15 protein-coding genes are annotated in these 16,538 nt (G+C 69.9%); 5 read left to right on the plus strand and 10 right to left on the minus strand.

Annotation, left to right across the window (positions count from 1 at the left end):
* The first annotated feature begins 3 nt into the window (after window positions 1-3).
* Both VF794_RS22745 and VF794_RS22750 read left to right on the plus strand, forming a co-directional pair.
* Window positions 4-1,215 (plus strand): DUF58 domain-containing protein, encoded by a 1,212-nt coding sequence (locus tag VF794_RS22745; RefSeq protein WP_331113745.1) that lies wholly within the window; start codon window positions 4-6, stop codon window positions 1,213-1,215.
* Complete coding sequence (locus VF794_RS22750) at window positions 1,212-3,146, plus strand: transglutaminaseTgpA domain-containing protein (protein WP_331113747.1); 1,935 nt, start codon at window positions 1,212-1,214, stop codon at window positions 3,144-3,146. The genes VF794_RS22745 and VF794_RS22750 overlap by 4 nt, the downstream gene beginning before the upstream one ends.
* Here VF794_RS22750 and VF794_RS22755 read toward each other — a convergent pair.
* The 5 genes from VF794_RS22755 to VF794_RS22775 are packed head-to-tail and all read right to left on the minus strand — an operon-like array spanning window position 3,143 to window position 6,652.
* Window positions 3,143-3,865 carry a double-CXXCG motif protein gene (locus VF794_RS22755; RefSeq protein WP_331113749.1) on the minus strand — a complete coding sequence of 241 codons (723 nt, stop codon included), beginning with the start codon at window positions 3,863-3,865 and terminating at the stop codon, window positions 3,143-3,145. The two genes, VF794_RS22750 and VF794_RS22755, sit on opposite strands and share 4 nt — an antisense overlap.
* A gap of 26 nt (window positions 3,866-3,891) precedes the next feature.
* On the minus strand, window positions 3,892-4,014 hold the full coding sequence (locus tag VF794_RS22760; protein ID WP_331113751.1) for a hypothetical protein: 123 nt from the start codon (window positions 4,012-4,014) through the stop codon (window positions 3,892-3,894).
* A gap of 5 nt (window positions 4,015-4,019) precedes the next feature.
* Entirely contained in the window at window positions 4,020-5,102 is a 1,083-nt protein-coding gene (locus VF794_RS22765; RefSeq protein WP_331113753.1) for an enoyl-CoA hydratase/isomerase family protein, read from the minus strand.
* Window positions 5,103-5,131: 29 nt separating this feature from the next.
* Window positions 5,132-5,566 carry a PaaI family thioesterase gene (locus VF794_RS22770; RefSeq protein ID WP_331113755.1) on the minus strand — a complete coding sequence of 145 codons (435 nt, stop codon included), beginning with the start codon at window positions 5,564-5,566 and terminating at the stop codon, window positions 5,132-5,134.
* Between the two features lie 18 nt (window positions 5,567-5,584).
* Complete coding sequence (locus tag VF794_RS22775; protein WP_331113757.1) at window positions 5,585-6,652, minus strand: branched-chain amino acid aminotransferase; 1,068 nt, start codon at window positions 6,650-6,652, stop codon at window positions 5,585-5,587.
* 113 nt (window positions 6,653-6,765) lie between these two features.
* On the opposite strand from VF794_RS22775, the gene VF794_RS22780 reads away from it, so the two are divergent.
* On the plus strand, window positions 6,766-8,172 hold the full coding sequence (locus VF794_RS22780; protein ID WP_331113759.1) for a PLP-dependent aminotransferase family protein: 1,407 nt from the start codon (window positions 6,766-6,768) through the stop codon (window positions 8,170-8,172).
* Between the two features lie 7 nt (window positions 8,173-8,179).
* Here the strand turns inward: VF794_RS22780 and VF794_RS22785 are convergent, their stop codons facing one another.
* The gene (locus VF794_RS22785; RefSeq protein ID WP_331113761.1) at window positions 8,180-8,956 is read right to left on the minus strand and encodes a hypothetical protein; all 777 of its coding nucleotides are present in this window, start codon (window positions 8,954-8,956) and stop codon (window positions 8,180-8,182) included.
* A gap of 335 nt (window positions 8,957-9,291) precedes the next feature.
* Here VF794_RS22785 and VF794_RS22790 point away from each other — a divergent pair, with 335 nt between their 5' ends.
* The gene (locus VF794_RS22790) at window positions 9,292-9,570 is read left to right on the plus strand and encodes a Uma2 family endonuclease (RefSeq protein WP_331113762.1); all 279 of its coding nucleotides are present in this window, start codon (window positions 9,292-9,294) and stop codon (window positions 9,568-9,570) included.
* On the opposite strand, the gene VF794_RS22795 is transcribed toward VF794_RS22790, so the two are convergent.
* The 4 genes from VF794_RS22795 to VF794_RS22810 form a co-directional block, all read right to left on the minus strand.
* Window positions 9,555-9,974, minus strand: a complete 420-nt coding sequence (locus VF794_RS22795; RefSeq protein WP_331113764.1) for a hypothetical protein — start codon at window positions 9,972-9,974, stop codon at window positions 9,555-9,557. The two genes, VF794_RS22790 and VF794_RS22795, sit on opposite strands and share 16 nt — an antisense overlap.
* A gap of 58 nt (window positions 9,975-10,032) precedes the next feature.
* The gene (locus VF794_RS22800) at window positions 10,033-12,534 is read right to left on the minus strand and encodes a tetratricopeptide repeat protein (protein ID WP_331113774.1); all 2,502 of its coding nucleotides are present in this window, start codon (window positions 12,532-12,534) and stop codon (window positions 10,033-10,035) included.
* A 35-nt stretch (window positions 12,535-12,569) separates the two neighbouring features.
* Entirely contained in the window at window positions 12,570-13,829 is a 1,260-nt protein-coding gene (locus tag VF794_RS22805) for a hypothetical protein (RefSeq protein ID WP_331113766.1), read from the minus strand.
* A 140-nt stretch (window positions 13,830-13,969) separates the two neighbouring features.
* The gene (locus tag VF794_RS22810) at window positions 13,970-14,911 is read right to left on the minus strand and encodes a DUF3445 domain-containing protein (protein WP_331113768.1); all 942 of its coding nucleotides are present in this window, start codon (window positions 14,909-14,911) and stop codon (window positions 13,970-13,972) included.
* Window positions 14,912-15,108: 197 nt separating this feature from the next.
* Here VF794_RS22810 and VF794_RS22815 point away from each other — a divergent pair.
* On the plus strand, window positions 15,109-16,538 hold a 1,430-nt coding region (locus VF794_RS22815), incomplete at its 3' end, for a thiamine pyrophosphate-requiring protein (RefSeq protein ID WP_331113770.1).

Consider the following 16,538-nt stretch of genomic DNA (forward strand, 5'->3'; position numbering starts at 1 on the left):
CGCATGGCCCGACGTCGTCGCTGGTCCTTCTTCATGCCGGCCGAGGAGCACGGCTTCATCCGCGCCCTCCGGGACCGCTACCAGGGCCTGCTCACCCCGGTGGGGCGCGTGGTGCTGTGGGCGGCGCTCGCCACGGCGCTGCTGCTGCTCGGCGGGCTCGTCGCGCCGCTCATCCTCTTCTTCTCCTTCTCCGTGTCCGCGCTCGTGGCCGCCGTCGTGGTGGGCCTGCCCTTCCGGCCGCGCGTCTCGCTCACGCGCCTGCTCCCGCCCCCGGTGTCCGCCGGGGACACGCTCACCTACCGCGTGCGCGTGGAGAACACCGGCCGGCGCACCGTGCGCCACGTGGCCATCGAGGAGCGCGACCTGCCCTCCGAGCTTCGCGCCGTGGGCGAGCCCCCCGTCATCGACTCGCTGGCTCCCGGCGAGCGCGCCGAGGTGACGCTTCACCTGCGGTGCACCACCCGGGGCGTGTACGCGCTGTCGGCGCTCCAGGCCGCGAGCCTCTTCCCCTCGGCGCTGGTGAAGTGGCCGAGGCGCTCTCCCGGCAAGGACCGGGTGCTCGTCTACCCGCGCTTCACCCCGCTCGAGTCGCTGGAGGTGCCGCACGGGCGCAACTACCAGCCTGGAGGCATCGCCGTGGCCTCGCAGGTGGGCGAGTCCACCGAGTTCTTCGGCACCCGCGACTGGCATGACGGGGACCGCACGCGGGACATCCACTGGCCCTCCTACGCGCGCACCGGCCGCCTCGTGGTGAAGGAGTTCCAGGAGGAGTTCTTCGTCCGGCTCGCCCTGGTGCTCGACGTGCAGTCGCGCTCGGTGAAGGAGGATGCGCTGCTGGAGAAGGCGCTCTCGCTGGCGGCGGGTATGGCGGACGTGCTGGCGCGTCAGGAGTACATCATCGACCTGTTCGCCGCCGGGCCCCAGGTGTTCCACTTCCAGGCGGGGCGCGCGCTGGCGCACTTCGACCACATCCTGGAGATTCTCGCCGCCATGGAGTCCGGGGACAGCCTGGACATGAAGGCGCTGGAGGCGGCGCTGCTGCCCGAGTCCAGCCAGCTCTCCGCCGTCATCTTCGTGGTGATGGACTGGGAGCCCTCGCGCGCGGCGCTGGTGGAGAAGCTCAAGGCGCACGGGGTGGCGGTGCGGGTGCTCTCGGTGCGGCCGGACCGTAAGCCCGTGGGGCTCGCCCCCGAGGAAGTGGTGGAGCTGTCATGAACACCCCGGGTGACAACACCTCCGGGCCTGGCCGGCTCATCGAGCTGATGCCGGTCTTCGCGGCGCTCGCGCTGCACGCGGTGGCACACGGCCGCTGGCTGCTGTGCGCGCCGGTGATGGTGGCGCTGGGGTGGGCGGCGCTGGCCGGCGTGCGCGTGGACTACAGCCCGGCGCGCCTGCTCATGGCGGGGGCGCTGGGCTTCGGCGCGGGGCTCGCGATGCTCGGGGTGAGCACACCGCCCACGGCGCCCTTCCCGCCCTTCATCTTCGGTCCCCTGTGCGGAGCGCTGGTGGGGTTGAGTGTCCTGTGCGGGCTGGGTCGCAACCGCTACTACGCGTGGACGTACGCGTGCCTGCTGGTGGCGCTCAGCATGCGGGTGCGCCAGCTGCCGGCCATGCCGTGGGTGCTGGGCGCGGTGGTGCTCAGCGTGCTGCTGGTGGCCTTCTGGGAGGGCGGCCTGCGGCGCACGGGGCTCGGGGGCGTGGGGGGCTTCGCGGCCTTCACGGTGCTGGTGCTCGGAGGCGCGCTGGGGTTGGCGCGCACCGTCCACGCCAGCGAGGGCCTGTTGATGGATGTGGTGTACCAGCTGATGAAGGACCCCGGTCCCGGCGGCGGCTCGGAGTTCCAGTCCGAGGTGGGCATCCGCGCCGTGTCCCGCATTCCCCGTGGCTCCGAGCGGGCCCTGCTGGTGCTCTCCGGCGAGCAGCCCGAGCGGCTGCGGACGCGGGTGTTCGACGAGTTCGACGGGCAGCGGTGGACGACCTCGGAGGCGCTGGAGGAAACGCGGCTGGCGCTGCCCCCGGGGAGCGCGGAGGCGGAGCGGCTGACGGCGCTGACGGTGCTGACGCCGATGGGCGCGTGGCTGCCGGCGCCCGCGGGGACGCATGCGGTGGAGGGCGTACAGCCGGAGGTGCGGGGCGGCTGGATGCTGAAGGCGGAGGGGCTGGAGGGCACCACGCTCGTGCTGCGCACGGGGGCGGGGGAGCGCCTGCCCTCGGAGGACGTGCCGGGCGAGTCCCTCACGGCGATGCCGGAGTCGCTGGAGGCGGAGCTACGCCCGCTGGCGGAGTCGCTGACGCGGGGCGCGGGCACGCCGCGCGAGAAGGCGCGGGCGCTGGAGGCGTACTTCCACGAGCACTTCCTGTACTCGCTGAACGTGGATCTGCGAGGCGAGGGGAGCCCGCTGGCGGTGCTGGTGCGAGAGAAGCGCGCGGCCTACTGCACGTACTTCGCGAGCGCGATGGCGGCACTGCTGCGCACGGTGGACGTGCCGGCGCGGGTGGTGGGGGGCTTCGCGCCCGAGGAGCGCAACCCGCTCACCGGCTCGCTGCTGGTGCGCGAGCGGGACGCGCACGCCTGGGTGGAGGTGTACCTCGCGGACGAGGGGCGCTTCGTGGCCTTCGACCCGACGCCGTGGCGGAGCCGGGACGAGGCGCTCGGGCTGGCGCAAGGCAAGGCGGGCTTCATCGGGAACCTCACGGGGGCGGTGGGGACGTTCTTGCGGCGGGTGGGGGCGGCGCTGCGCTACCAGCCGCTGGAGCAGGCGCGGGCGGTGGGAAGCTCGCCGGTGTTCTGGCTGCTGCTGGTGGCGCTGGCGGCGTGGCGCTTCCGCGCGCGGCGAGGCGGCGCACGGACGAAGGCGCGGCGCGGGGCGCTGGACACGCGGGACGCGACCCTCGCGGCGGCCTACGCGCGCTACCTCAAGACGCTGAAGCGGAGGGCGGACCTGGTACCGGCGCCGGCGGAGACGGATGACGAGCTGCTCTCCCGACTGCGTGCGTCGCGGGGGGACGCGGTGGCCGCCGTGGCGGCGGAGTTCCTCGCGCACTACCGCGAGGCCCGCTACCGGGGCGAGCCCACCGCCGCGCCGCACTGGGTGGGGCTCGTGGACCAGCTGGACGCGAAGCTGCGCGAGAAGCCCGCTCCTTAGCGGGTCTCCAGCTCCTGGAACACGACGCCGTCCAGCTCCAGCCGCCGCACCGCGTCCACCAGGCGCTCACTGGCGACGATGATCGTGGACCAGTCCGCCAGCCGGAACACGTCCAGGTCCTCGGGCATGGAGTCGGTGACGAGGATGGGGGGCTGGGGGAGCTTGTAGCCCTTGTCTTCGCCACACGAGGGGCATGGAGGCTCGCGAGGAGGCAGGCAGTCAGGGTGGAAGCGGCCCCGCAGCTCGAGCTGCATATCCAGCAACTCTGGGTGGTTCTTCTGCCGAAAGCGCACGTTGAGAGCGCAGCCCTGGAGGCCGCGCACACCGGCTGCCTTCAGCTTCTCCAGGGCCTCGCGGCGCATGTAGAGCGACCAGGCGTTCTGCATGAAGAGCTGGCCGAAGTACCCGGTGGCCGACCCCTTCAGCGGGCCGAGTGCCGTCCCTGACTCCAGCACGGCATCCGGAGGTGCCAGTGGGCGCACCAGCTCGCGTCTCCGGACGAACTCCTCGTACGGTACGGGCCAGGGGTCGGTCAGCTTCTTCTGCTCCTCCTCCGGCAGGCTGGAGAGGTCCACGCAGGGGTACTGCGCCTCCGTGCCCTTTCTCCCGAGCCCACAGCCAGCACAGGGCTCGACACCGGGCAGCATCCACTTGTACGCGGCGTTCAAGTTGCCCGTGTACCGCGGCGCCTTGTCTTCCCGAATCCGATAGAACTTCATCACGTCCTCTTCACCTCGCGCGCTCCTCAGGGGGCGAACATCTGGGGACCGGGTGGGACGAGCGTGTGACCATAGGGCACGATGGGCCCGACGATATCGAAGCGGTAGGCCAGCTCGAAGGACTTGGCGAGGAGTTCCTTTGGCGTCACCCCAGTCACGTGTGGCTGGAGAAGACGAGCTCCCGCTCCCCGAGCGGAACGAAGCACGCCTCCACGTCCGCGTCCCGCACCTCGGCGAGCGTGGGCGGGTTCCACTTGGGGCGGTTGTCCTTGTCCACCAGTACCGCGCGGATGCCCTCGCGGAAGTCCGGCAGCGCGGTGGTGTGCTGGCTCAGCCGGTACTCCACGGTGACGACCTCGTCGTAGGGCCTGCCCCGGCACAGCCGCAGCTGGCGCAGCGTCACCTTGAGGCTCGTGGGAGACATGCGCCCCAGCGTGGCCCGCGTCTCCTCGGCCCACGGCGTGCCCTCGGCCTCCAGCGCCGCGAGGATGTCCTCCATGCGGTCCTTCGCGAAGCACCGCTCAATCTCCTCCCGGTGCTCCTTCAACGGGGAGGCGCCGGGCTCGGTGGTGAAGCCGGACAGCACCCGCGTGGCCACGTCCTTCGCCGGCCCCGAGGTCCAGTCCGCCGCCGCGAGCGCGTCCACCACCGCGTCCAGCCTGTCATGCGGCACGTGCTGCGTCCCGTACCCGAGCCACATCGCATCCGCGGCGTTGCACCGGGTGCCCGTGAGCCCGAGGTACGTGCCCGCCTCGCCCGGGAAGCGCGGGAGGAACCAGCCGCCGCCCACGTCCGGGAACAGTCCAATCGCCGTCTCCGGCATGGCCAGCATCAGCCGCTCGGTGACGACGCGGTGCGAGCCGTGCACGGACAGCCCGAGCCCTCCGCCCATGCTGATGCCATCCACCAGCGCGAGGTACGGCTTGGGGTAGTGGTGGATGAGGTGGTTGAGCCGGTACTCCTCGCGGAAGAAGGCGCGCGAGAGGGGCTCCTGTCCCTCGGGCACGGGCGAGCCCCGCGAGGCCGCCACGGCGCGCACATCCCCGCCAGCACAGAAGGCCCGGCCCCCGGCGCCGCGAATCACCACCGCCTTCACCGAGGGGTCCTGGGCCCAGGCCTCCAGCGCGGGCTGCAGCAGGCGGATCATCCCCAGGTCGAGCGCGTTGAGCGCCTTGGGGCGGTTGAGCGTCACCAGGCCCACGGGCCCGCGCGTCTCCAGCAACACATCCGTGTTCATGGCGCCGGGGGATAGCACGCCCCGGGCGTTCAGGGCCTGCGGGGCAGCACCGCCAGCGTCACCGTGGCCTTCGAGACGAGCTTCTTCTCGCCTCGGGCCACGGCGTACACCTCGGACTCCACGACGCTCATCGTGCGCCCGGCCTTCAGCACCGTGGCGCGACACCGCAGCTCCTCGCCCACGGCCACCTGGAGCAGGTTCATGGTGAAGCCCGTGGTGAGCACCCGCTGCTCGGCGGAGATGAGCGAGCCCGCCGCCGAGCCCCCCGTGTGGTCCGCCATCGTCGCCTGCACGCCCATGTGGATGACGCCGTCCTGCTGGAGGTGGCGCGGCAGCACCGTCAGCCGCGTCTCCACCTGTCCGGGCACGACGCCGACCAGCTCATAGCCCACGTCCATGACGAACGCCGCCGCGCGGAAGATCTCCTCCACCTGCCGCGCGTAGTCCGGGTTCCTCGGTTCCATGGGCTCGGGCCGCCGCCTCTACTTGATGACCGACATCCACCCGTGCTTGTCCGGCACCGTGCCGTACTGGATGCCGGTGAGGGTGTCATAGAGGCGCTGGGACACCTCGCCCACCTTGCCATCGCCGATGCGCAGCTCGCCGTCCGCGAAGCCCAGCGCGCCCACCGGGGAGATGACCGCCGCGGTGCCCGTGCCGAACACCTCGCGCAGCTCGCCCTTCCTCTGCGCCTCGCGCAGCTCGTCGATGGACAGCTTGCGCTCGCTCACCTTCATGCCCCAGTCGCGCAGCAGCGTCAGCGCGCTCTCGCGGGTGATGCCCGGCAGGAATGTGCCCTCCAGTGGCGGGGTGACGATCTCATCGCCAATGCGCAGGAAGAGGTTCATGGTGCCCACCTCCTCGATGTAGCGGTGCTCGACCGCGTCCAGCCACAGCACCTGCGCGTAGCCGCGCTTCTTGGCCTCCACCGAGGCCTTCAGGCCCGCCGCGTAGTTGGCCGCCGCCTTCGCCCCACCCAGGCCCCCGGCCGCCGCGCGCGTGTAGCTCTGCTCCACCCAGATGCGCACCGGCTCGGCCCCGCCCGAGAAGTAGCTGCCCACCGGGCTGAGGATGACGTAGAAGAGGTACTTGTCCGACGGGCGCACCCCGAGGAACGCCTCGGAGGCGATCACCACCGGGCGCACGTACAGCGACGTGGCCGGCGCGTTGGGCACCCAGTCCGCGTCCACCTTCACCAGGGCTTCGATGGCCTCGCGCGCCAGCTCGTGCGGCACCGGCGTCATGCTCAGCCGCTCGGCGCTGGAGGCCAGACGCTTGCAGTGGTCGGTGATGCGGAAGGCGCGCAGCAGCCCGTCCTTGCCGCGGAACACCTTGGAGCCATCGAACACCGCCTGGGCGTAGTGGAACACCGAGGCGCCCGGGTCCAGTCCGAGCGGACCGTGCGGCAGGATGCGCGCCTGGTGCCAGCCCCGCTCCGGGGAATAGTCCATCCGGAACATGTGGTCGGTGAAGTACTTGCCGAAGCCGAGCCCCTCCGTCGCGGGCTTGGACTTCAGGGTGGGGGCGCGCTGGACCTCGATGGACAACATGCTTCGGCTCCTCGTGCTGCGGGGACGGAGTGCGGTGGAGACAATCCCCCGGGGGAATCGAGACAATCAGTTATGTTGCAGGCCCTGTTCCGTCAAGTGTATCGATTGTCACCATGACAAGCTGGACGCCGGAACTCCAAGGACGCGGTGGACCGCTGTACAGGGCCATCGCGGACGCGCTCGCGGAGGACATTGACGCGGGGCGTCTCGTTCCCGGCAACCGGCTGCCCACCCACCGCGAGCTGGCCGAGCGGGTGGGAGTCACGGTGGGGACGGTGACGCGGGCCTACGCCGAAGCGGAGAAGCGGGGGCTGGTGCGCGGAGAGGTGGGGCGGGGCACCTATGTGAGGGGCCCCGAGGCGCCCGCGGCCATGCCCTCGCCGGTGGAGGTGGCCGACGACGAGTCGCCGGTGGAACTGGGCGTCAACGCCCCGGCCACGCCCGAGGGGGATCCCGCGAGCCAGGCGCTGCGCCGCTCGCTGGAGGAGCTCGGGCGCTCGGCGAGGCTGTCGGAGCTGCTCGCGTACCAGCCGGCGGCGGGCACCACGGCGCACCGTGTCGCGGGAGCGCAATGGGCCTCGCGCTTCGGACTGCGGGTGAAGCCGGAGCAGGTGGTGGTGTGCGCGGGGGGACAGCACGCCATGGAGGTGGCGCTGGCGGCGCTGACGAAGCCGGGGGAGACGCTCGTCACCGAGGCGCTCACCTACCCGGGGATAAAGGTGCTGGCGCGCCGCTTCCAGCTGCGGCTGCAGGGGGTGGCCATGGACGCGGAGGGGCTGGTGCCCGAGTCCTTCGAGGCGGTGTGCCGCGGCGGCCCGGTGCGGCTGCTCTACACCCAGCCCACGTGCCACAACCCGACGGGGGCGGTGCAGTCCGAGGAGCGGCGCGAACGCATCGCCGAGGTGGCGCGCAAGTATGGGGTGCTGGTGCTGGAGGACGACTCGTACGGGCTGTTGCCGGAGCGGCGTCCGCCGCCGCTGGCGACCTTCCTGCCCGAGGCGAGCTACTTCATCGCCGGGGTGTCCAAGCTGCTCACGCCGGGGCTGCGCATCGGCTACCTGGTGGCGCCGGCGAGGGCGAGGGGCGAGCGGCTGGCGGAGGAGGTGGGGCTGGCCTCGCTGATGACGACGCCGCTGATGGCCGAGGTGCTGGCGCGCTGGGTGGAGGACGGCACGGCGGACGCGCTGGTGGTGCGGCAGCGGCAGGAGGTGGGGGAGCGGCTGGAGCTGGCGCGCACGGTGCTGGGGACATGGGTGCGGCGCGAGGCGTCGGTGCCGCTCTACCACCTGTGGCTGGGGCTGCCGGAGGGCCGGCGGAGCGAGGAACTCACGGCGCAGGCCAGGCGCAACGGGGTGTCGGTGACGTCGGCGGACCTGTTCACCACGGGGCCGGGGCCGGTGCCGGCGGCGGTGCGGGTGTGCATCGGCGCGCCGCGCACGCGCGCGCAGTTGGAGCGGGGCCTGCGGCGGCTGCGCGAGGTGCTCGAGGCCGGGCCCGAGCCGCTGGCCGCCATCATCTGAAGGGGCTTCAGGGCCGGAGCGAGCTGGGCACCGGGTCCTTCTTCCGGGTGGGCATGTAGCACTTGCCCTCGAACTCGGCCGTGCTCTTGGGGCAGGGGGGGCGGTGTTCGAGGGTGACCCAGCAGCCGCCGCGAATCTCCACCTCGGTTCCCTTGAGGCACGGAGGCCTCTGCTGTTCCTTGAAGGGGGCCTCGGGCATGGGGTAGGCGATGAACGGGAAGGGAGGCTCCTGCCTGTTGATGAAGGCGACGGGCTCCTCGAGCGCGACCCCGGCCACTTCGGGAGACGGCTGCGTCTGCGTGGGCTCGGGAAACCGGGGCCAGAGGGCCAGCAGCGCGAGCCCCGCCGCCACGCCGACGCCGGCACCCGCGAGCAGCCAGGGCCCCCGTGTGAGCAGTCGCCCGGGCCACGAGCTTCGGGGCTTCTGGGTGAGGTGGGCATGCACGTCCGCCCGGTCCTGGCGGTGGTAGAGGGTGCCCAACGCGCCCTTGAGCGAGTCGAAGGTCAGCGTCAACTCGTGAAGGGCTGGAGCCTCCGCATCCGGCGCTTGCTCCACCTCCACCGCGACGAACGAAGGCAGCACCCCCACCCTGATGTGCATCGTCCAGTCCGAGCATTGGGGCCCCGGATCCTCGGGCACTGGAATCAGCACCACGGCGAAGGCCCCCGTCTCGACGTTGTGCGCCTCGTGGAGTCGCCCCAGGTGCCTGCCGAGGTCCCAGGAACGCCTGCCCACCTGGTACGGCCCCAGCCTGCCGCCGCTCCACAAAGGGGTGTCGCCCATCCGTGTCCCTCCCGCGAAGTGCTCCGAGCCAGCTTACCCGGTCCAGTCTCCAGGTCCACGGCGCAGGCAGCTCGCCCCTACCTGGGATGTCAACTGGCCGGGTAGACTGTTGAAGTTGGCAGGGGGTGAGCGATGGGGCAGGGAAAGAAGCCAGCAACTTACGAGGACATCGAGGCGCTGCCGGTCGGGTGGGTGGGTGAGATTCTGGGGGATGAGCTGGTGGCCTCACCGAGGCCGGCGGTGGGGCATGCCCATGCCACTTCCATGCTGAGCGCCAGATTGATCAATCCTTTCTCGCTTGCATGCCCCGGCCGCCCGCTCCCGAGGAGCCCTTCGTGACGCTCGCGCCGGACTGGGTGTGCGAGGTGCTCTCGCCCTCCACGTCCGTCGTGGACCGCACGCGCAAGCTGCCGCTCTACCACCGCGAGGGCGTGGCGCATGCGTGGCTGGTGGACCCGCTCGCGCGCACGCTGGAAGTCTTCCGGCGCGAGCCCTCCGGGTGGCTGCTCACCGCGACGCACGCGGGAGTGGAGACGGTTCGCGCCGAACCCTTCGACGCGGTGCCGCTCGGGCTGGGCACGCTCTGGTTGGGACAGGTTCAGGCGGAGCGGTGACGTGCGAGCACCCCGGCCAGGGCGACCATCCACGCCATCTCGCCCACGAGGAAGCCGACGAGCACGTGGCTCGCGCCTCGGGCGAGTGCCACGCCCATCCAAAGGGAGAAGAGCGCACGGCCCACCATGTCGAGGGTGCCATGGAAGCGCGTGGGCCTCAGGAGCCGCACCACCGCCCACAGCGCCGTCATGGTACCGAAGAGGCTCACGAAGACGAGGTGGGACGGCGCGAACGGGGGAGGGAGCTCGCCTCCCAGGCCGAGCCACTGGTGCAGCGAGCGGGTGACGGAGAGCACCGCGTCGGCCGTCCACGGCGTGGCGAAGGGCGCGGTGACGAAGAAGTCGTACACGGCACTGCCGAAGACGACGCGGCGAATCGTGGGGGACGGCTCGACGTTCATCATGGGTGGAATCCTAAACCCTGCACCTTGCCCATCTGCGCGACGCCGCTCCGGTGACGAGTCACCCGCCGCCCGCCACGATGCGTTGGAGGGCGGGGAGCGCTTCTTTCGTGGTGGGGTGCTCCGGTCCCAGGGAGCCGCGCAGTGCATCGATGGCCTGCCGGGCCGTTGTGACGGCTTCGGGCTTTTTCAACGTGGCCTGAACATGAGCGAGCAGGGAGAGGCCCTGGGCTGTCCCAGGATGATTCAGTCCAAATCTTTCGCGGGAGATGTCGACGGAACGCAACAGGAATGGTTCACCTTCTAGCGGGCGCTTCTGGTTTGCCAGGATAAAGCCAAGATTTGCCAGAGTGGGGCTGAGCTGAGGGTGTCGGAGGCCGAGTGCTTGTTCTTGAATGGCAAGAGACTGGCGAAGCAATTTCTCTGCTTCGGCGTACCGGCCTTGTGCTTGGAGTACACGGGCCAGTTCGTGAAGCGACGTGCCGTATTCAGGATGTTGGGGGCCGAGCGCTTGTTCTTGGATGGCGAGACACTGGCGAAGCAATTTCTCCGCTTCGGCGTATTGGCCTTGCGACTGGAGCACCCCGGCGAGCACCAGAAGTGAAATGCCATAGAAAGGGTGTTGGGGGCCGAGGGACTGCTCGGCAATGACAAGAGACTGACGCAGCAGTTGCTCTGCCTCAACATACCTGCCCAGCGACTGGAGCACCCTGGCCAGTTCGTGAAGCGCCACGCTGTAATCAGGGTGCTGTGCTCCGAGTGCCTGCTCCTTGATGAGAAGAGACTGGCGAAGCAATTGCTCGGCTTCGGCATAGCGGCCCTGATGTCCGAGCACCCCAGCCAGTTCGTGAAGTGAGGAACTGTAGTGGACGTGTCGAGGACCAAGTTCCTGCTCGACGATGGCCATCGATTTGCGAAGCAACTCTTCTGCTTCGGCGTATCTTCCCTGTCCGCTGAGCACCATGGCCAAACTGTGAAGCGAAGCGGCATGGTCAACGTGCCGAGGTCCGTGCGCCTGTTCGGAAATGGTCAGAGATTTGCGAAGCAACTCTTCTGCCTCGGCGTAACGTCCCTGACGTTCGAGCACCATGGCCAAACTGTGAAGCGAAGTGCCGTAGTCAGGGTGCTGGGGGCCGTGCACTTGATTTTCGATGGTGAGAGATTGGCGCAGTAGCAGTTCCGCCTCAGCGTAACGTCCCTGTTGTTGGAGCATGTTGCCCAGTTCTAGAAGAATCGACCCACGCTCCATGTCGGGCATGTGCTCATCCACAGCAAGGCGATGTCGGAGAATCGATTCGGCTTCGACGAAATTTCCTTGTTTTCTGAGCACCTCGAACAAGAGTCTCCACCTCGCGGGATCAACCTCCGCTGTGCGCTGTGCCCAGACATGGGCCGCACTCAGGTCTCCCGCGGACATGCCGACAAAGGCCAACTGTGTCCATGTCGGACCTGTCCGAGGCGCATTCCGAAGTAACGCTTCTGCGAACTCCCCACTTGTTTCGATATCTTCGAACCATTCCTGCGACGGAAGCGCTCTTGTCCAAGCGGACCACCATCCCACATCCTCGACGTCTACCTGTCCTCCTTGGCTCAACAGCTGTTCGATGGCATCCACCTCTGCGCCGTGCAGCAGTCGCATCCTGGCCGGCTCCGCTCCGAATGCTCGCATCGCGGGCGGCGGTGACCTTCCGCGTACCAACTCCCTCTGTGTCACCACGCCGTGCACGGAGGCCAGCCGCCCCACGGTGGCCCCCGGGTCGGCCCCCTTCCGAAGTTCCTCTTCCAGGGTTCGCGCGCCAATGCCTCCTTCCAGGAGCCTGCCCAACAACTCGATGGCTTCGGGTTCTAGGTCCACGAGCGCCATCAGTCGACCCGGCTGCTCCGCCCCGGCTTGCCTCAACCGCTCGCGCGCCTCGTTCAGCTCCGCCACCCGTCCATGCACCTCCCACCATCCCGGGGAGCGCACGGCCGGCTCAACCAGGATGGCCCGTGTCTGGCGTCCGGCTTCAGCCAACGCCCAGCGCACCCGCCGCAGTCGGAAGTCCCCATCCACTTCCGTCCAGGCAAGCCAGTCTCCTCGACCGCCCGCCTTCACCTCCGCGACGAGTTCCTCATACGGTCTCGCCGCGCTGACCCGCCGGAGCACACGGCGCGGCCTCGCCGCGTGGAAGCTCGCCTCCAGGTCGCCTCCCGTCCAAACGATGCCGGGCACCCGGGCCGCCAGCGCACAGCGAAGTCCCGCCACCGCGAAGGGCGCCGGCCCTGCAGGGCACTCCAGCCGCAGTGAAATCCAGTCGAGGAAGTCCACGGCTCCCCGCGACAGCGCCACGGACACCTCGCGCGTGCAGAACAGCACGACGCGCAGCGGCTTCGAGGCGAAGAGCGGCCGGTTGATGTTCAGCCAGTCCGCGTCTTCCGCGCGAGGCACCAGCACCAGCGTCGAGCCGGGCCGGACCTCCGCCAGTTGCTGGACCTCGGTGTGGACCTCCAGCTCCGGGGCGAGGGGCAACAACGTCCGCACCAACTCGCCCAGCCGCTCGGGGCGGGCGTGGTCCACGAGCACCAGCAACCCGGCGCGTGACAGCCCCAGCGAGACCTTCAGCCGGCGGAGCCAGCCTGGGGTGGCCGGACCAGATGCATCGTGAGCAGCGGGTGGGGGTAGTACCATTCCGAGTCGTTGGGGTAGGGCAACAGATGCTGGTAGTCGAGCAGCTCATTCGCCAGATCGCCCGGTGGCAGCCGGTGCTCCGGGTCCTTCACCACGTCCTCCAGGACCTGGATATGGCCCTTGTGCAGCCCTGTCTCCTGCCTCAAGCGCCATTCATCCAGTACCTGTCGCACCAGCTCCGGCGTCGCGTTTCGCGCATCCTGGTCCCACGCCAACTCGGAGAGGGAGCGGATGAATCGGACGAAATCCCGCGCTCGCCCGCCAGAGCGATAAGCGAACTCACCGAGCAGCGTCGGGTCCACCAACTCCTGGGCCTCGTTCCCCAGGTCCTTCACACGCTGTGCGTACAAATCCAGGAAGAAGTCCACGCCTGGACCGGGGCGGGTCGGGTCGTCATGGTCGAGTACGGGCTCGTTCACCAGCGGCATGGCCTTGAAGCCGCGCACGCCCGCCGTGGCCGGATGGTGCCGGAGCGCGAAGGGGCCACACACCACCAGCGGACATTGCAGTTGGGAGAGGAGCTGGGACTCGACGAAGAGGGCCTTGGCGCGAGGCACGTCCCGGATCCGATCCAGGCCATCGATGACGAGGAGCACCTTGCGGTGCTTCGACTGCACCTCACCCAGTAGCAGGTTGACGGCTCCCAGCAGATCCTGCACCTGCCGGTCCTGGTCGGGGAGGGACTTCTCGCTGCGCCCCAGCGGCAGGTTCCAGGAGCGCATGGCTCCCATCACCGTCTTGACGGTCTTGAGCCCCCAGGCCACCCCCGCGGCCTCCACGCCCATTCCTCCCGTCGCCGCCAGGGAGGCTCCCAGGTCCAGCGCATCCTTGGCGAAGGTGCCCATGTCGAGCTGGGGAGAGGGCGACCCCGTCGCCGTGGCCAGTCCCTGCCAGGCCTTTCCGAGTTGCTTCACCAGCTCGGGGTCCAGCTCGATTCCCAGCCGGGTCTTGAATCGGGACACCAGCGCGAGCCCCGCGAGGAAGCACACCTCCCAGGTGTGAAGTCGATCCAACGCATGCGGATCCTTCACCACCTCGGCGAAGTGCTGCGCCAGGTCCATGAAGACGACCAGCTCGCGTTGCTCCCGATCCTCGGCGACGCGCAGCAACTCCGTCGTCTTGCCCGTGCCGACCGTCCCCATCAACAGGATGCGCGACGTCCCGAATGGCCGGTCCAGGGTCTCCAACATCTTCTTGGCCGGGCTGTGCGGGGTGCCCGCCACGCCAGGGGAGCGGGTAGCTCTGGGTCGAAGCGCTCGTGGAGTGTCTGCCAGAGGTCGCGGCGTGACATGGCCATGGCTTCTAACACCCCTTCTTCGGAGGCGCCTCTTCAGGAGTTGGCGGCCCGGGGCAGGGTGTCGGCCTCCAGCCAGGCCACGAGCGGTTCCAGGAACGGGGTGAGCCGCTTGTAGGCGCTCACCTCGGGCGGCACGGTGCGCAGCACGCTCGCGAGCCGGCGGCGCCGCGCGGGGTCCACCACCTCGCCGGCCACCGGGGCACGGTAGGTGTGGATGGTGAAGAGAATTCCCCCCGTGCGCGGCAGCAGGGTGAGCGTCTGTCGCTCCAGCCGCAGCAGGCACCGCTCTCCCGCGTCGCGCGGGGTGATGCCCTCGAAGAGGTGCCGCCACTCGGGCAGGCTCGCGGGCTCCAGGTCCAGCCGATCCGTGACGGTGAGGGCCCAGTTGCAGCGTGTCACGGGGCGCCCGGCCTTGAGCCCCGCCATCAGCCGCAGGGTGGCGGCGCCGAGCTGGGCATTGAGGTGCGGCACCGGCGCGTGCACCTCGAAGAGCGGGCGCCCCAGCTTCTCATCGAGGCACCACAGGGCGGGAAAGCACAGCTGCCCGGCCACCAGCGGCAGGCCCTCGCGCGTGCCGTCCAGCACCAGCAGGTCCTCCTGCACCTGGAGGCCGAGCCAGTCGAGCGGGGCGCGCGGCAGGCTGTCCGCCTCGCCCGGGGTGAAGCGCGTCTCGGTGCCGAGCAGGTGGTTGCGCCAGTGCCAGCGCCCACCATCCACCTCCAGGGTGAAGTGCCCGGGGTGCTGGCGCGCCATCACCGGGAGCACCTCCGTCACCGCTTCCCACTGGAGGGCCTCCGTGCCGGGCCAGGCCTGGAAGCGGGCGCGGGGATCGGCGGCCAGCAGGGACGTCTTGAGCGCCAGCTCGGTGGAGTAGTGCGGCGCGTCGACCTCGATGAGGGTCTCCTCGGGCCTGAGCGCGCGCACCCCGAGGGCCATCACGTAGTGGTCCTGCTCGAAAGGGAAGTAGGGCAGCACGGCTCTTGCTCCTCCAAGCGTCAGTCTACGCTCCTGGGCCTCGGTGCGCCCGCCCCCCTGTCCATCAACGGACGGGTTGAGGACTCCAGGGCAGGCGGGCGGAGGAGCGCTCCGGAGGCCGACACTGGAACGGGATGGGCTGCGCACCCTCCGTGTACCGGTGCCTAGCTTGTCGGAGCGCAGCCGAGGTCATGCCCATGAGCGGAACCGTCAGCGACTACCTGCTCTACCGCCTCCTTCAGTGGGGCGTCCGGCGCATCTACGGTTACCCGGGGGACGGCATCAACGGGGTGCTGGGCGCGCTGGGGCGCAACTCGGAGCTCCAGTTCATCCAGGCGCGCCACGAGGAGATGTCGGCCTTCATGGCGTGCGCCCACGCCAAGTTCACCGGTGAGCCGGGCGTGTGTCTGGCCACGTCCGGCCCCGGCGCCATCCACCTGCTCAACGGCCTCTATGACGCGAAGCTGGACCACCAGCCCGTGGTGGCCATCGTGGGCCAGCAGAAGAGCATGGCCCTGGGCGGCCACTACCAGCAGGAGGTGGACCTGCTGTCGCTCTTCAAGGACGTGGCGGCCGAGTACACCACCATGGTCACCCACCCCTCGGCCATCCGCCACGCGGTGGATCGGGCGCTGCGCATCGCCCAGGCCGAGCGCACGGTGACGTGCATCATCCTCCCCAACGACGTGCAGGAGGCGCCCTACGAGTCTCCGCCCATGAAGCACGGCACCATCCACTCCAGCGTGGGCTACAGCGCGCCGCGCGTGGTGCCCCAGGAGAAGGACCTGCGGCGTGCCGCCGAGGTGCTCAACGCGGGCAAGCGGGTGGCGATGCTGGTGGGCGCCGGGGCCCTGCGCGCCGCGGACGAGGTGCTCGAGGTGGCGGACCTGCTGGGCGCGGGCGTGGCCAAGGCGCTGCTGGGCAAGGCGGTGCTGCCCGACGCGCTGCCCTTCGTCACCGGCGCCATCGGCCTGCTGGGGACCCGGCCCAGTTGGGATTTGATGATGGGCTGCGACACCCTCCTCATGGTGGGCACGAGCTTCCCCTACTCGGAGTTCCTCCCCCCCGAGGGCCAGGCGCGCGGGGTGCAGATCGACCTGGACGCGCGCATGCTGGCCATCCGCTACCCGGTGGAGGTGCCGCTCACGGGGGACTCGGCGGAGACGCTGCGCGCCCTGCTTCCGCTGCTCGAGCGCAAGGAGGACCGGAGCTGGCGCGAGTCCGTGGAGAAGGGCGTGCGCCAGTGGTGGAAGGTGGTGGAGGGGCAGGCGATGGTCGAGGCCAGGCCCCTCAACCCGCAGCGCGTCTTCCACGAGCTGTCGCCGAGGCTTCCGGACGGAGCCATCCTCATCGCGGACTCGGGCTCGACGGCCAACTGGTTCGCGAGGGATCTCAAGATTCGCAAGGGGATGATGGCGTCGCTGTCCGGCAACCTGGCCACCATGGGCTGCGGCGTCCCGTATGCCATTGGCGCCAAGTTCGCCTACCCGGACCGGAGTGTCATCGCGATGGTGGGCGATGGCGCCATGCAGATGAATGGCAACGCCGAGCTCGTCACCGTGGCGAAGTACTGGAAGGAGTGGAGGGACCCGCGGCTCGTCATCCTGGTGCTCAACAACCGGGACCT

The sequence above is a fragment of the Archangium sp. genome, from assembly GCF_036389735.1.
GTDB lineage: Bacteria > Myxococcota > Myxococcia > Myxococcales > Myxococcaceae > Archangium.

Excerpts from the sequence above, each read along its gene's own strand:
- VF794_RS22795 (WP_331113764.1), bottom strand. The coding sequence starts at position 9,974 with ATGATGAACGTCGAGCCGTCCCCCACGATTCGCCGCGTCGTCTTCGGC.
- VF794_RS22765 (WP_331113753.1), bottom strand. The coding sequence starts at position 5,102 with ATGAACACGGATGTGTTGCTGGAGACGCGCGGGCCCGTGGGCCTGGTG.
- VF794_RS22785 (WP_331113761.1), bottom strand. The coding sequence starts at position 8,956 with ATGGGCGACACCCCTTTGTGGAGCGGCGGCAGGCTGGGGCCGTACCAG.
- VF794_RS22750 (WP_331113747.1), top strand. The coding sequence starts at position 1,212 with ATGAACACCCCGGGTGACAACACCTCCGGGCCTGGCCGGCTCATCGAG.
- VF794_RS22770 (WP_331113755.1), bottom strand. The coding sequence starts at position 5,566 with ATGGAACCGAGGAACCCGGACTACGCGCGGCAGGTGGAGGAGATCTTC.
- VF794_RS22745 (WP_331113745.1), top strand. The coding sequence starts at position 4 with ATGGCCCGACGTCGTCGCTGGTCCTTCTTCATGCCGGCCGAGGAGCAC.
- VF794_RS22780 (WP_331113759.1), top strand. The coding sequence starts at position 6,766 with ATGACAAGCTGGACGCCGGAACTCCAAGGACGCGGTGGACCGCTGTAC.
- VF794_RS22755 (WP_331113749.1), bottom strand. The coding sequence starts at position 3,865 with ATGAAGTTCTATCGGATTCGGGAAGACAAGGCGCCGCGGTACACGGGC.
- VF794_RS22805 (WP_331113766.1), bottom strand. The coding sequence starts at position 13,829 with ATGTTGGAGACCCTGGACCGGCCATTCGGGACGTCGCGCATCCTGTTG.
- VF794_RS22775 (WP_331113757.1), bottom strand. The coding sequence starts at position 6,652 with ATGTTGTCCATCGAGGTCCAGCGCGCCCCCACCCTGAAGTCCAAGCCC.